The sequence below is a fragment of the Streptomyces sp. NPDC030814 genome, assembly GCF_055572155.1.
Genome location: NZ_JBVIDX010000028.1, coordinates 38,641 through 51,441, shown reverse-complemented (window position 1 = coordinate 51,441; position 12,801 = coordinate 38,641). Strand labels below are relative to the sequence as shown.

The 12,801-nt window shown below is 67.6% G+C and carries 17 protein-coding genes; 9 read left to right on the top strand and 8 right to left on the bottom strand.

Annotated features, from left to right (window positions below):
* Window positions 1-113: 113 nt before the first annotated feature.
* A complete protein-coding gene (locus ACZ43N_RS36335; protein WP_468103317.1) occupies window positions 114-1,547 on the top strand; it encodes a NucA/NucB deoxyribonuclease domain-containing protein in 1,434 nt (477 codons plus the stop codon).
* A gap of 58 nt (window positions 1,548-1,605) precedes the next feature.
* Here the strand turns inward: ACZ43N_RS36335 and ACZ43N_RS36330 are convergent, their stop codons facing one another.
* From ACZ43N_RS36330 to ACZ43N_RS36320, 3 genes are all read right to left on the bottom strand, one after another.
* The gene (locus ACZ43N_RS36330; protein ID WP_468103316.1) at window positions 1,606-2,073 is read right to left on the bottom strand and encodes a hypothetical protein; all 468 of its coding nucleotides are present in this window, start codon (window positions 2,071-2,073) and stop codon (window positions 1,606-1,608) included.
* A gap of 260 nt (window positions 2,074-2,333) precedes the next feature.
* Window positions 2,334-2,564, bottom strand: a complete 231-nt coding sequence (locus tag ACZ43N_RS36325) for a hypothetical protein (RefSeq protein ID WP_468103315.1) — start codon at window positions 2,562-2,564, stop codon at window positions 2,334-2,336.
* 50 nt (window positions 2,565-2,614) lie between these two features.
* Window positions 2,615-2,938: a hypothetical protein gene (locus ACZ43N_RS36320; RefSeq protein WP_468103314.1), complete on the bottom strand. Its 324-nt coding sequence runs from the start codon at window positions 2,936-2,938 to the stop codon at window positions 2,615-2,617.
* 840 nt (window positions 2,939-3,778) lie between these two features.
* Between ACZ43N_RS36320 and ACZ43N_RS36315 the strand changes: the two genes are divergently transcribed.
* The 4 genes from ACZ43N_RS36315 to ACZ43N_RS36300 all read left to right on the top strand — a co-directional run bounded on the left by ACZ43N_RS36315 (window position 3,779) and on the right by ACZ43N_RS36300 (window position 6,995).
* The gene (locus tag ACZ43N_RS36315; RefSeq protein ID WP_468103313.1) at window positions 3,779-5,155 is read left to right on the top strand and encodes a hypothetical protein; all 1,377 of its coding nucleotides are present in this window, start codon (window positions 3,779-3,781) and stop codon (window positions 5,153-5,155) included.
* A gap of 135 nt (window positions 5,156-5,290) precedes the next feature.
* The gene (locus ACZ43N_RS36310) at window positions 5,291-5,545 is read left to right on the top strand and encodes a hypothetical protein (RefSeq protein WP_468103312.1); all 255 of its coding nucleotides are present in this window, start codon (window positions 5,291-5,293) and stop codon (window positions 5,543-5,545) included.
* A gap of 548 nt (window positions 5,546-6,093) precedes the next feature.
* A complete protein-coding gene (locus ACZ43N_RS36305) occupies window positions 6,094-6,327 on the top strand; it encodes a hypothetical protein (RefSeq protein ID WP_468103311.1) in 234 nt (77 codons plus the stop codon).
* Between the two features lie 323 nt (window positions 6,328-6,650).
* Complete coding sequence (locus ACZ43N_RS36300) at window positions 6,651-6,995, top strand: hypothetical protein (RefSeq protein WP_468103310.1); 345 nt, start codon at window positions 6,651-6,653, stop codon at window positions 6,993-6,995.
* A gap of 299 nt (window positions 6,996-7,294) precedes the next feature.
* Here the strand turns inward: ACZ43N_RS36300 and ACZ43N_RS36295 are convergent, their stop codons facing one another.
* Window positions 7,295-8,677, bottom strand: a complete 1,383-nt coding sequence (locus ACZ43N_RS36295) for a flavin monoamine oxidase family protein (protein ID WP_468103309.1) — start codon at window positions 8,675-8,677, stop codon at window positions 7,295-7,297.
* 148 nt (window positions 8,678-8,825) lie between these two features.
* Window positions 8,826-8,972 carry a hypothetical protein gene (locus ACZ43N_RS36290; RefSeq protein ID WP_468103308.1) on the bottom strand — a complete coding sequence of 49 codons (147 nt, stop codon included), beginning with the start codon at window positions 8,970-8,972 and terminating at the stop codon, window positions 8,826-8,828.
* Between the two features lie 12 nt (window positions 8,973-8,984).
* On the opposite strand from ACZ43N_RS36290, the gene ACZ43N_RS36285 reads away from it, so the two are divergent.
* The 4 genes from ACZ43N_RS36285 to ACZ43N_RS36270 all read left to right on the top strand — a co-directional run bounded on the left by ACZ43N_RS36285 (window position 8,985) and on the right by ACZ43N_RS36270 (window position 11,168).
* The gene (locus ACZ43N_RS36285; RefSeq protein WP_468103307.1) at window positions 8,985-9,371 is read left to right on the top strand and encodes a hypothetical protein; all 387 of its coding nucleotides are present in this window, start codon (window positions 8,985-8,987) and stop codon (window positions 9,369-9,371) included.
* Window positions 9,372-9,497: 126 nt separating this feature from the next.
* Window positions 9,498-10,148, top strand: a complete 651-nt coding sequence (locus ACZ43N_RS36280) for a transposase (RefSeq protein ID WP_468103306.1) — start codon at window positions 9,498-9,500, stop codon at window positions 10,146-10,148.
* Between the two features lie 223 nt (window positions 10,149-10,371).
* Entirely contained in the window at window positions 10,372-10,857 is a 486-nt protein-coding gene (locus ACZ43N_RS36275) for a hypothetical protein (RefSeq protein WP_468103305.1), read from the top strand.
* Entirely contained in the window at window positions 10,854-11,168 is a 315-nt protein-coding gene (locus ACZ43N_RS36270; protein ID WP_468103304.1) for a winged helix-turn-helix domain-containing protein, read from the top strand. Before ACZ43N_RS36275 ends, ACZ43N_RS36270 begins: the two co-directional genes overlap by 4 nt.
* Window positions 11,169-11,328: 160 nt before the next feature.
* Here ACZ43N_RS36270 and ACZ43N_RS36265 read toward each other — a convergent pair whose 3' ends face one another.
* From ACZ43N_RS36265 to ACZ43N_RS36255, 3 genes are all read right to left on the bottom strand, one after another.
* Window positions 11,329-11,526, bottom strand: coding sequence for a hypothetical protein (locus ACZ43N_RS36265; protein ID WP_468103303.1), 198 nt, complete (start codon window positions 11,524-11,526; stop codon window positions 11,329-11,331).
* Between the two features lie 553 nt (window positions 11,527-12,079).
* On the bottom strand, window positions 12,080-12,448 hold the full coding sequence (locus ACZ43N_RS36260) for a hypothetical protein (protein WP_468103302.1): 369 nt from the start codon (window positions 12,446-12,448) through the stop codon (window positions 12,080-12,082).
* Between the two features lie 220 nt (window positions 12,449-12,668).
* Complete coding sequence (locus tag ACZ43N_RS36255; RefSeq protein WP_468103301.1) at window positions 12,669-12,797, bottom strand: hypothetical protein; 129 nt, start codon at window positions 12,795-12,797, stop codon at window positions 12,669-12,671.
* Window positions 12,798-12,801: the final 4 nt, after the last annotated feature.

Sequence of the window (12,801 nt, the reverse complement as noted above, 5' to 3'; positions counted from 1 at the left end):
AGGCTCGATGTCAGTGCCTCGTGTTTTGATCGCATCAGTTCGGCGTGGACACGCCAGCCGAAGGTGTCCCGCCGCTTCTGACCATGCGTCAAACACGGGGATACAAGATGAGAATGCGAGAACTGCTGTGTACGGGCGCCGTCGCGATGACGGTGCTCGGCAGCCTGACCACCGCACAGGCGGCGGACAACGGTTCGGATGATCTGCGGGTGGAGTCGTACGTGCTCCCGGTCGGAGCCGCGAAGCCGTCGCTGGAGGACCTGCAGAGCGGGCGGGGAATGGAGCAGCTGCGGCAGCTGGCAGGTCAGTCCGAGCCTGGGGTGGGTCTGGCCGCGGAGACGGTGGGGCCGGCGGCCTCGTACGCGCTGCTGTCCCGCAGGGCATCCGGAGTTCCGGCGCCGGTGGAGCAGACGCTGGAGGGGCCATCGGTAGGACCGATGGCGACCACTGCCCCGGAACCCGCGCGGACGATGACGTTCGAGGAGTGCAAGAAAGGACTGGGCAGCAGCAAGGCGTTCTACGTGAAGTCCCGGTTCGCGGTGTGCAACGGGGCGTCGTTCCTGCAGACCTGGGTGCGCAACAACCAGCCCGTCGGCGAGAGCATGTTCAACGTCCGGGTGGTCGGCACGATCGCCAAGAACAGCCGCACCATCAACTTCCAGTATTACTTCACTGACTTCGTCACGGCCGGCACGACCGGCGCGGCCACGATGCCGATCACGACGAAGGGCAACATCCCGCAGAGCTGGCCGGCCGGAGCACGCTACACCCGCGGCGGCAACAAGCCGGGCACACAGACGTTTACCCAGCTGAAAGCGCTGCGCACGTTCAGCGAGACGGTGAACGCCAAGCCGGGGCAGGGCCAGAAGGGAACGGGCCTGAAGGGCAAGACGGACTTGCTCTTCGCGGTGTACGAACCGGCCATCAGCTACACCCCGCCCGCGCCATGGACGCTGAGCGGGAGCCAGGGCGGCAAGCTGTTCATGCTCGCACCACGCTGGGAGACTGCGCCGTACCTGGCCAACTCCACCGGCGGCGGCAAACCAGACAAGAAGGGCGCGGCCACCTTCAGCTACGTGCCGACGCTCACCCTGAGCGCCAAGGCGGGAGCCGACGAGCGCGCTGAGGCCCAGCACATCAGGCAGGCGTTTCTGGTCCCGGAGGACACCAAGCCGTACATGTCGGCGAAGAAGGTGCCCGGTCAGACGGCCAAGGATCCGTTGCACCGGACGGTGAGCGCCGCCCGCATCGACAAGAACCGCGGAGAAGCAGTCAAGCAGTGCAAGCGCTACTGGGGAGCCAACTACACCGCCGGCGGGACGAAGGAGTGCGACGAGTACCCCTTCGCGAGCACCTATGAGGGGGCCGCGGAGAACTACTACGACGCGGAAGCGAAGAAGTTCAACTTCTCCGCGAAGCCGATCGCGAAGGACGACAACCAGGCAGGCGGGTCCATTCTGAAGAGCTTCTACGCCAAGAACCGCATCCTCGACGGCCTCGACGGCGTGGACGATCTCGACGGCTTCATCGTGAAGATCGTCAGCTGATCCGGTTCAGAATGCGGCGGCAGCGGGCCATTGACCGGGGCCTGCTGCCGCCGTCTGCTCACGATCGGGCCGGCCAGAACTGCACGAGGTAGCGCTCGACACCATGTCCGGTGCCCTCGCCCTCCGACAGAGCCGCAGCGGCGGCGCGGCCCGCACAGCTGACACGCACCCGCCACGATCCGCCGGAATCAGCCAGCGTGATCAGGGCATCAGTCCGGCCGGTGTGCATGGACCACACTGCCACCTCACCACTGGTGGAGGCGAAGTCGGCTTCGGCCTGCTTGTCCCAGTCGGCCGGATCCGTCGCTGCCGGAGGGCCGTCCCACACCTCGACCGTGACAGCGGCGGTGTGAGTGTGGCCGCCGCTGGTGATGTCCAGCCGCCCGGGATGAGTACTGAGAAAAGCATCGAAGTCGAAGTCGTCCGGGAACGGAACGGGCAGGTCGGCGTCATCACTTTCCTGCAGCCCGAAGGCGTGGAACCCCACATAGGCATCCACATGCTGCTTCCGGACAAGCTCAGCCACGAGCCCCCCTCACCTCAGACAACACGTCACCTTCAAAACTCTAGCCCCATCGTCGACTTCGCTGCGGCCGAGCAGCAAGCAGTCCTCGTACAGCCGTCGCCACGCTTCTTCCGCTGATGGAGCGGCAGCATCAAGCCGTGTGTTCGGCATGGCGCGAGTATCCGGGCGGCACTGACACCGGGCACCAGCGCCGCCCCGTTGGAGAGCGCCTTCGCCACGGGCACTGTCGCGAACGTGACGAGGTATCCGTCGCTACTCGTTCAGCGGTGTTTGCCGAGCGTGGGTAGCCCGCCCTGATACGGGTGGAACGCGCCGGCGTTGGCGCGGGGGTCGATGCCCAGCTTCTTCTTCAGCGCGGCCAGGTGATTGGCGTCCTCCGCGGCCTGCTTCTGCTCGTCTTCGGCGGCGCGGAGCCGGGCGGCCTCGGCGTCGGAGACGATCCGCTTCGGCTTGCCGGTGAGGTAGTGCTCGAGGGCCCACAGGTACTGCATCCCCCACTGTTTGTACTGCTCCGCTTGAGGGCCCGAACGTGATCGAACCCTCAGCCTGAGGCGCCCTCCAGCGGAAGGTGGTCACGGAAGTACTCCGACTCCAACCACTCCTCCTTCACGAACAGCGGACGGGTCAGGCGCGCTGCCCCGACCTGCTGCGAGCGCAGAAGAACCCCGATATCAGTCAGGGAAAGCGAATCATCAGACGTGTAGAGCAGACAGTTCCCATGCTCCGCAGCGTGGGACAGCAGGAACTGCTGGCCCTGCTCCGGATCGCTTCCCGCCAGCGGGAAGCCAGACAGGAAGACCTGCGGACCGGTGACCGCATCCAGCGCAACACAGGCGAGCTTGCCCGCGTCGTAGAACGCTTTCACTCCATCCGGGAAGTCCTCCTGTGCATACGGACCGCCAACCCGTTCCTGCGGCCCAGGGACCAAAAGCGCCTGGGCGACCTCGGCTGGAGACATCCCGAACCGCAACGGACCCACACCGGCTCCCGACCGCAGCTCCCAGCACTCCCGCTCCGCGTCCCCGCCCATCCACCCACTCCTACATTCCGACCGGTCCGGACCAAGCCGCACGCACAAGGCCATGGGCCAAGGTGCCAACTCAGCTGTACAAGTGCCAACAGGATTGCTGCGATCGACCGGAGTCATTCTGAAACGATCAGTAAGCACCAGGCAGCTGAAGGCCGCGCAAGGAGTCGACTTCGCGGATCGCGCCCCGCTCGGGTCCGAGTGCGCCGTACGGTCGCTTCTACGGATGGCGACCAGGCAGTGACGCCGGGTCAGGTGTGGGAGGGGATCCGAGGATGGTCAATGCCCGTACGTACCCACTGTGGCGGGATCTAGCGATGAGCGAAGACCTCCCCAAGGAAGCCCTCAAGACGGTGATCGGGGCCTTGTGCGCCCCGGCGACGACGCCGCACGGCTTCGACGCCCAGGCCGACCGGTGGCGGGAGGAAGCTCTCAAAGGCGCGCTGCCCGCGCTGCTGGCCCGGACCTCTGCCAAGCGGCTCCGCAGCCAGCTCCTGGTGCACGCCGATGAGAAGACGCTGGCCGCCCTGGTGGCCGACGGCACCGTGACCGCCGCCGACGTGCCCGCCATCCTGCGGCACCGTCGGGCCTGGGTCGGGTTGATCTCCGCGCTGGCACGGCACCCCCGGCCAGGTCGAGGCGGCCATCGCGCTCCTGCCCCGCCTCCCCCGCCACGAGGTGGAGCAGGTCGTCCGGGACTGGGATCCCGACCGCTACACCCGCGCCAAGGGCGCCGCGCCGGCCCCGCCCGTGCCACCAGAGCTGTTCGACGCCGTCCTGGAAGCCTGCCTCACCCCGCTCGCCGCTTACCTGCTCCACCCGGAGCCCGAAGAGGGCTGGGAGGCCGTGTCCGCGTTCTCGAAGGACTGGTCGCTGGAGCTGGGCGGCCGCGCCGACTGGGCGATGCTGTCCCGCTGCCCCCAGCGATGGGCACAGCTCACCGCGCACCCCGTGTTCGGGGCAGCTGTCCAGCACCTGCTGCTAGACCACGCCGAGACGCAGGCACTCGAGGACGCCCAGCTCCGCGCCGCCGACTCCGATGGCGAGGAACTCCACGCCGACCCGGCTCCCGCACTCAGCGAGGACCTGCTGCTCGCCTGCGTCCCGGCCTTGTGCCTGCCCGAACTGGACGACCTGCCCAACCCGCAGGTGACCGCCCGCCGGACCCTGCACCACATCGCAAACCGCGTCCACAACAACCCGCGCCTGGCCGAACTCGCCGCCGATCAGCTGCACGCGGCCGCCGACGCTCTCGTCGCCCGCGGCCAGCTGCTCACCTGGTCCGACAAGCAGGAGGGCGACCACGAGTTCGACGGCCGTGTCCTCCGCATCGCCGAGGACCTGGCCCTCCTCAGCGCCAACCCCGACCACCTCGCCGGGGCCTGCGCCCAGCTCGCCCGGCTGGATCAGCCAGCTGTCGTCTCCCCCAAGCCGAGCCGGACCCTGATCCGCGTCTTCGACAACGTCGATCCCGACAACGACAGCCCGGCCCGGCTCCTGGAACGCCACTCCGAGCACCGCCGGGTCCAGACCCTGGCCACCCTCGCCGCCAACCCGCACACCCCGCACACCGCCGTCGCCGACGTCCTGAACGGGCTGCACCCTGCCGAACTGGCTTGGATCGCCGAGAAGGCCGATGGCCCCGACTGGTTTCTGGCCGCGGCGGCCGCCGTCCCGGTACCAGAAGACGAGGACGACGGTGTGGTGCGGCTGCTAGACGACGATGAACTCGGCAAGTACCCCGACCCCGCGGCCGTCCTGCAGTCTTGGCTCGACTCCCCCGCCACCGGTGAGATCCTCTCCCGCTCCGAGGTCTACCGCGCCGTCGTGAAGTCCCGCTACCGCACCCTGGAGCACCTGCGCCAGATCCCCGCCGACGAAATCCTCGCCCGCCACGAACCCGAAGTCGCCCTGAAAATCCTGCTGGACCACTGCGGGCGCAGCACCGACCAGTGGGAAGCCCTCGCCACCGCCATGACCTTCGACTACGACAGCGAGAAGATCACCTTCGGAGAGCTCCTTGACTCCCTGGCCGGCGCGACCGCGGAAACATAGAGGGGGAACAGCACAGCGCCACGGCGCTCCTCTGGCCTTGTATCTCAGTGCGCGAAGTGACACAGCCACTCCTCACACGCGGGTACGGCCAGGGCCTCTTGCTCTGTTCCCACCGGTGCCTCCCAACGCGGCCGGGTGCACTCAGTACTCGTACCGGACAAGATGATCGTCCACGCCCGTCAGGCACTGTGGGACCACCGGCGGATCGCCGTCGCGCATGGCGCCGCCACCGCCCTGGCCGCCCTCCTCAGCCCGGACACACACCCTCACCGAGGGGAGGCGCCGGCACCGTCCACGCAGACCACCAGCTACCGGCCTGCCCCCGGTGAGAAGGTCGTCGTGGTCCTGTGCGGGGCCAACACCGACCCCTCCGACCTCGTCACCCACTAGAACCGATCCACCCGCACGAGGGGGCAGCCAGCCGGCCGGCCCGGCTGCCCCTCCGCCATGCAGTGGACAGGGGCCCCGCGTAATCTCCGTCGGGACGCGCTCAGGGCACGGGCGACCCGACACGCCCACCGCTCAGTGCGCCCGGCTGATCGCCGCGATACGGCACGGCCAGCCTCAGGAACGTGGCCACCGCACAGCTGCGGCCCGCCCTGGCCGCCGCACGGACCCCGGCTCGTGGTCGCGTTCGCCGGCCGCGCCCCGGACACGCTCGACGAGCACGGACGGGAAGCGCGCACGCCTGGGACGCCCCCGTAGCCCTCCTCGGATGACAGCCTTCTTCCAGGCATCCCGATCCTCCCCACCACCGGACTTGCTGCGAAGTCGGTACGGCGAACCCCTGTAGCCATCGTCAAGTTCGCTTCCGGGGAGACTGGGAGCGGCTGGGCATGCTCCGGCCCCTGAACGGCGCCCTTGCGTAGCTCCGGCACGGCAGGGCACACAGGCGATTCGTGGCGCCGCGACAACAGCACAGAGCGGGAGAAGAAGATATGAATGAACTCGACACACTGAATCTGCTCGGCCTCGTCTTGGCAGCGGTGTTTCTTACTATGGCGTGTGTGAAGGCGGATTGGGTACGAGGGTGGCGTGAGAGGCTCAACCCGGGCGCCGAGGAGGTCCCCGACGCCGCCTTCATTGCCGCCCGCATTACGTTCGTTGTCATGGCTGGCCTGTTCGTGTACATGGCCGTTGCAGGATTCGGCGTTTCTGCTCGCCAGCCCTGACGAGGTCACTTCAAGGCGGACGGAGTCGCGGGCACGTTACCGTGACGGCATGTCCTCCGCCTGACGCTTCACCGCCCCGGCCGTCCCAAAAGCAGGCGGATGCGACGAGCAGTGCTGATCCGGTGGGGCAGCCCGGTGCGTGCGACATCCGTATCTGCGGCGTCCCGGTACGGACGCCGCCACATCCGGGTGACGAGTTGCCACATGGTGGGGCAGGTTGTGCAGGCGGAGGCCAGGAGTCTCAGCGTTTGCCTCGGTTGGAGGCTGGCCAAGGCCGTGCTGGACGCCCTGGGCCAGCGGCGCCGGCCTCCCATGTGCGCGCCATGCTCGACTACGCCGACAGCACGTCGGACGAACAGGTCGCCCGTGACTACGTAACGCTCAGGAAGGCGTTCGAGTCCGGGAAGGTCCGCCTGGCCGCCCACCAGACACGGCCCGGGGTCGCCAAGGCCCTGGAGAAGGCCGCCACCGAGAAGGACCCACAGCATCGCCGCCAGGCGGTCACGCTCCACTGGCAGGAGCACCACGCGCCGCAGCCGTCCATCCCGGGCAAGGCGAAGCCCGAGCCCGTCGGCGCGAAGCCGAGCGCCGCCACCGCACCGCCCATGGACACCGCCGATCCCCTCGTGGCGGCCCCGACGCTGCAGAGGAAGCCCTGGAGCAACTGAACCGGGCCCTGCTGGACGAGAACGCCACCGAGCGGCGGCGGGCCGTCGATGCGCAGCACCTGCAGAAGCGGCTCCGCAAGGTCGGCCGCATCCTGGCCAAGGTCACCGTCCACCGTCGACGACATCGTGGAAGCGGAGATCGTGGAGGACGACTCCCAGCGACGTGCTGCGCTCGATACCCGAAGCGGTGGCCTCCGCGGAGTGCGGGGCGCCCGTCGTCCCTGCGCTGCGTCTTTCGAGGTCGGGGCCAGCGGCTGGAGGCTGCACCAAGGCGTGTGCGCTGCCCAGGGCCGACTCTTTCAGTCCGCGATCTCCTTTGCGGCGCGGATTCCCGACAGGTAGGCGCCGTGGACGGTCTGGTAGGAGGCGCGGTGCGTCGCCTCACCGGCGAAGTGCACACACTTGTCGACGCTCGCGGCGAGATGGTCGCGCATGGCCGGGGTGGAGCCGATCTTGTTGTACGAATACGAGCCGCGCGCGTATGGGTCGGACGCCCAGCGGGTGATCTGGTAGTCGACGGGCGCCGGGATGTCGCTGCCGAAGATGGCTTTCAGTGTTCCCATGGCGCTGTCGACGATCTGGGCGTCGCTCCAGCCTTCGATCGTGCGGCCGAAGTCGGCGGCGTTGAGGCCGAGCAGGACCGGCTTGCCGGTGGGGCGGGTGATGTTGATCCACTGATCCCACTGGCCGAACTTGTCCAGCTCCGGGATGTAGGTCATCCAGTCGGTGTTCGGCCAGAACACCTTGGGGAAGCGCAGGTAGCACTTGTTGAGCACGCCCATGCCGAGCGTGGCGATGGCGGTGCGCTTGGCCTTGGGCAGGCCGGGGCTGAAGGTGACCGCGCCGCTCTGCAGCACGCCGAGCGGCAGCGTCACCACCACGTGGTCGGCGTCGAAGATGTCCTTGTCGGTGGTGACTGTTACGCCGCTGGAGTCCCAGTCGATGTGCTTGACCACGTGCCCGGTGCGGATAGACCGCCCTCGTGCGAGCAGATCGGTGATCTGGTGGTAGCCGCCGGGGAACAGCACGTCCTTGCCTTTGATGTTCGCTCCGCTGTCGAAGTACAGGGCCGACATCTGGTTCACGCTGCCCGAGTACTCATGCTCGTAGTCGTTGAGACTGAAGGAGGCCAGGGTCTTGTCGGTGTCGGACAGGGAGGACCAGTTCAGGGAGCGTTCCACGGCGCTGCGTACCGAGGCGTCCTTGTCTGCCTTGTCCTGGTACGCGGCGAGGGCGTCCTCCATTTTCGTCTGCCAGCCCTCGAGCGCCTTCGCCTGGGCGTCGTCGACCTCGTTGCCGTCGGGAAGGTAGTCGGTGGAACTGTCGGGGTTGGTCACGACCATCCGTGCCCTGGCTTTCGCGGCCAGTGCGGCGATCGGGTTGTTGTCGATGCCGTGGATCCAGGAGGCGCCGAGGTCGAGCGGCATGCCGGCCCATTTCTCACTGGTCCAGATGCGTCCGCCGATCCGGTCGCGCGCCTCGAGGACCACCACGTCCGCACCGTGGTCGGCCAGGTAGCGGGCCGCGGCCAGGCCGCTGATCCCGGCACCGACGACGATTACCTTGTCGCGGTCGGACGAGGCCGACGTGGAACCCGTGTCGGTCGGGCTGACCCTGCAGGCGGCCAGAGAGGTGAGCGCGGCGCCAAGGCTCGCGCTCTGCAGGAAGCGTCGACGGTGCATGGTCATGAGTGATCTACCGACCTGTGATCTGTTTTCTACAAGAATCTCGACAAACGCTCAGCCGCGCGCGGGCGCGCAGGCTTCAGCGGCGGCCTGGTCCGTTCAGGGCAGCCGCTGTGAGTCCGGTGCTTATGTATAGGCTCGACCGCTACTTGCCGGTGTACTCGGTGAGGACGAGGAGGTTGCCCTCGCTGTCGGTACCGACTACCTGGGTGTAGCCGGGGAACCGTGAGATGCCGGCTTTCCCTTCGTTGATGGCTGGGATTTCCGGAAAGCGTGAGCCTTCGCTGCGCATCCACTCATAAGAATGGCAGGGAAGATCTTGGATGACTGCGAGCAGGCCCTCTCCCGGGCGGAGGTGGAAACCGCCCCCATGGAGCAGGTTCTGGCTGCACTGGTGAGCGATTACGCCGCATTCGCCCAGTTGTGGAACTTTGTCTACGTCGAGCCGGACGTCCTGGGCGTGCCAGAGGCCAGCGCCCGGGCCGATGCTGTCTTCGACCGAACGGTCTCCATTGTTGAACGTGGTCAGACGTCTGGGCTGCTGCGCAAGGACATGCCGGCCACGTGGCTGGCCTCGACCTACTGTGGCCTGGCCGAGACAGCATGGGAACTGGCACTCGAAGGGCACATGGGCCCCCGACAAGCCCCAGACTTCATTACCACCATCCTGCTGCACGGCGCGGCTGGCTGATGCCGCTGAGGGCGGCGGGCCTGTCAAAACGAGCCGCTTTACAGACCCGCCGGGACTTCAGAAACAGGCACTCAGCGATGGCGGGCGAGCGGGGACCTGGCCCGCATCCATGCCGAGCTGCACCAGATGGTCCGTGTTCACGACGGCCTCAACGCCCGCACCGTCGCGGTAATCCTGGACTCCCAGTCCGTCAAGGGTGCCGAGACCGTGGGCCAGGACACCCGCGACTTCGACGGCGGCAAGCTCATCAACGGCCGAAAGCGGCACCTGGCGGTCGATATGCGCGGCATGGCGCTGGCCGTAATGGTCACCAAGGCATCGCCGCACGACAGTATCCCCGCCCGTGACCAGCTGTTCCGTCTGCGCCTGACTCATCCCGAACTCACCGTCGCCTGGGCGGACTCCGCCTACGGCGGAACGCTCGTCGACTGGTCCCACTCCTTCCTCGGTATCACCCTCAAGACGGTGCCCCGCCGCAAGGACCAGGACGGCTTCGCCGTCCTCGCCAAGCGTTGGAGAGTCGAGCGGGCGATCTCGTGGATCATGAGAGCCAGGAGAAACGTCCGCGACTACGAGCGACTCATCTCCCACAGCGAGGCCCACATCACCTGGACCTTCATCACCCTCATGGTCCGCCGCCTCACCCGCCCTCCCCGACCACCGCGCACTACGCCACACCCCGTCGAACCGGTGAAAACGGTGGGGAAACCAAAGCCCATACGCATCCGGATGCAGCAGCCGCAGACGATCCGCCTGGCTCCTACCGCCTTGCGTTGATCGCAAAACCAAGACCGCTGGGCAACGACGAAGCCTCCGGGGCCAATTGGCCCCGGAGGCTTCCCGGTCCTTCAAGGCCGCTGGGCAAATGGGAGCCCCTCGACAGGCACCCGGATTGTCGCTCCGAGTACGTGAATCAAGGAGCGCACCACCGAGGAAAATACTTGCCTGCAAGGAAACCTAATGCTACTTTCCCTCTAGGAAAGTACTGCGAGGAGGGCACATGACTGACCAGGTGCGGCCGGAGGAGGCCGCCCGCGCACTCAGCGAGATCGACCAGCGGCAAGAGCAAGTCATCCGGATGGCCAGCCTTCCCCACTGGTTCTGGGGGGCCATCGCGTTCCTGATAGTCGCGTTCGCAGCGATCGTCGATACCTGGCAAGGTGGTCTCGTCCAGGGGATCGCCACCGTCTTGTTCGTGGCCGGCGTGCTCACCACTGTCGGGTTGGTAGCGTTCCGCTCGGTCCGTAGCGCCCAGCCGCGCAACAACCTGCTCGCCCCCCGTGCCGTGGTCGCGGACCTGGCCTTCGCGGCGGTCATCGTTGGCGTATCGCTAGTGGCCACGCTCATCCTGACGGCGTTCGGGGTTTCGTACGCCGCGACCATTGGCGCCTCGGCCACCGCCGTGATCCTTCTGATCGGTGGACCGATGTACACGCGGTACCGTCTGGGCCTCATGCTCGCGAACCGGTCCGGGAGCCGTCGGTGATCACGCCCAAGTTCGACGAGCTAATCCACGCACCCACTCGGCTATCGCTCGTCTCCCTCCTCGCGGCCACCGAGTGGGCGGACTTCCGGTTCCTGCGCGACAGCGCCGGCCTGTCGGACTCCGCCCTGTCGAAACAGCTCACGACGCTCGAGGGCGCCGGCTACATCGAGATCCGCAAGGGCTTCGTCGGAAAGCGGCCACGCACATCGGCGAGGCTCACCAGCGTCGGCCGGGCGGCCTTCGACCAGCACGTCGCAGCCCTGCAGGAGATCGTCGCCAAGGCGGGCGCGTCGGTGCTTCCTTCGACCTGAGGGACGTAAGGAAAGGGCGATCCTTCCCAGCACATGGGTCTGGTTCAGTAATACATGGGCCTTCAGACGTGAAAGCCCGGACGGCCCGACGGGTTCTGGGCAGGAAAGGCCCCTTCGACCTCCCCAGACGTTGTGGCCCTTCCCTGCTGGCTGCGGACGACTACCCGCCTGCCCCGGGCTCATGTTCACGCGACCGCCACACCTGGACAGCGGCCTGCAGATGGCCTTGCAGGTCGGCGGGAATCGGTTCCTGCCCGGTCGCCGCCGCGGTCACCGTCCGCAGCTTGACGTTGCCGTTCTGGGAGGCCTCCACCTGGATCTGCCATGCGTCCTCGGCCTGACAACCGAAACTGGCCATCAGCACACCTCGCGCTCAATCGATCACCCGGCCGGGTCTCGATCGCATGCCTGAGCTGCTCGATCTCCTGCTCAAGCTCTTCCTTTCTTCTACTCCAAGGCTGACGCGCCAGGGACGACACCGAAGCTCGTCGGTCCGCCTGTCGGCCAGCTGGACGGCATGCTTCGGGGTCGTCGGGAGCGATTGTGGTGGGGAGGTCGCATGAAGGACGCCTCCCCGCTCGCCGCCAGCACACGCCACCGGCGAGTGGACCTCCGTCCAGATGGCCCCGCCCACGGCATCCGACCGCAGCACGTTCTGATCGAGGAACCGGCACAGCCAGCTCCTATGACAGAACGTCACAGATCACCGGTTCTGACACAGCTTCTGAAGGGCATCGCCGTCGCGGTATGGGTGAACAACCTGCCCGGCTCCAGCGGGGCGAACCCTGGTACGAGATCGGCATCGACGACCCGGACCGGGGCCGTGAGCGCTACCCCGAACCCGTCAGCCGCTGACGCCGCGCCGGGCAAGCCCTGCGCGCGAGGGGGCTTGCCCGGGGTCGGCGGCCCAGCTACACCAGGGCGGCGGCCACAGTCTCCAGGACGGCGCGCTGCTGCGGGTCGACCGGGACGTCCATCTGGCGCAGCGAGCGAAGGGTGGTGCCTTCGGCGCACAGCCTGCATAGCCCGATCACCGGCATCGGACCGGCACGGATCAGGGTGTGCGAGGAAGAGTTCTCGTAGACGGGCCGATAGCAGCCGGGGCACAGCAGGCAGTCCTCGAGTTTGTCCGCCGGCGGTGCGTCGGGACCGAGCAGCGGAACGATCCACAGCCCCATCGGCCGCTCTGCGGACCGCTCGAAGACGACGTCGCCGCCCGGGCCTCCGTCGGTGCGGACCCGGGCCAGCGTGCCGACGCCTTCCTCGGGGTGGTTCGGCATGAACGCCAGGACAGTCCTGTGCCCAGGCCCCTCGGACGCGGTGGCGCTCGAGCGTCCGCGCGGCGCAGCGCCTCAAGCACAAGGACCACCGGTACGGGGGGACTCCGCCTGATCGCCGCAGGCCCTCGTGTGAACCTGGCTGGCGCGGCGTGGGGTTTCCTGTCCCCGCCACCCTCGCGTCGGCGGGGACATCTCCGGTGGTCCTTGCAGAAGGGTGTGTTCAGCTGTGGGGCAGGTGCTGCAGCAGCCAATCGACGAGGGCGCGCACGGCGCCGGCGATCAGTCCGGTGACGGCCGCGGCGGTCAGCCGGCCATGGTCGGGGCGGCGACGTTCATGACGTTCAGGCATCGGG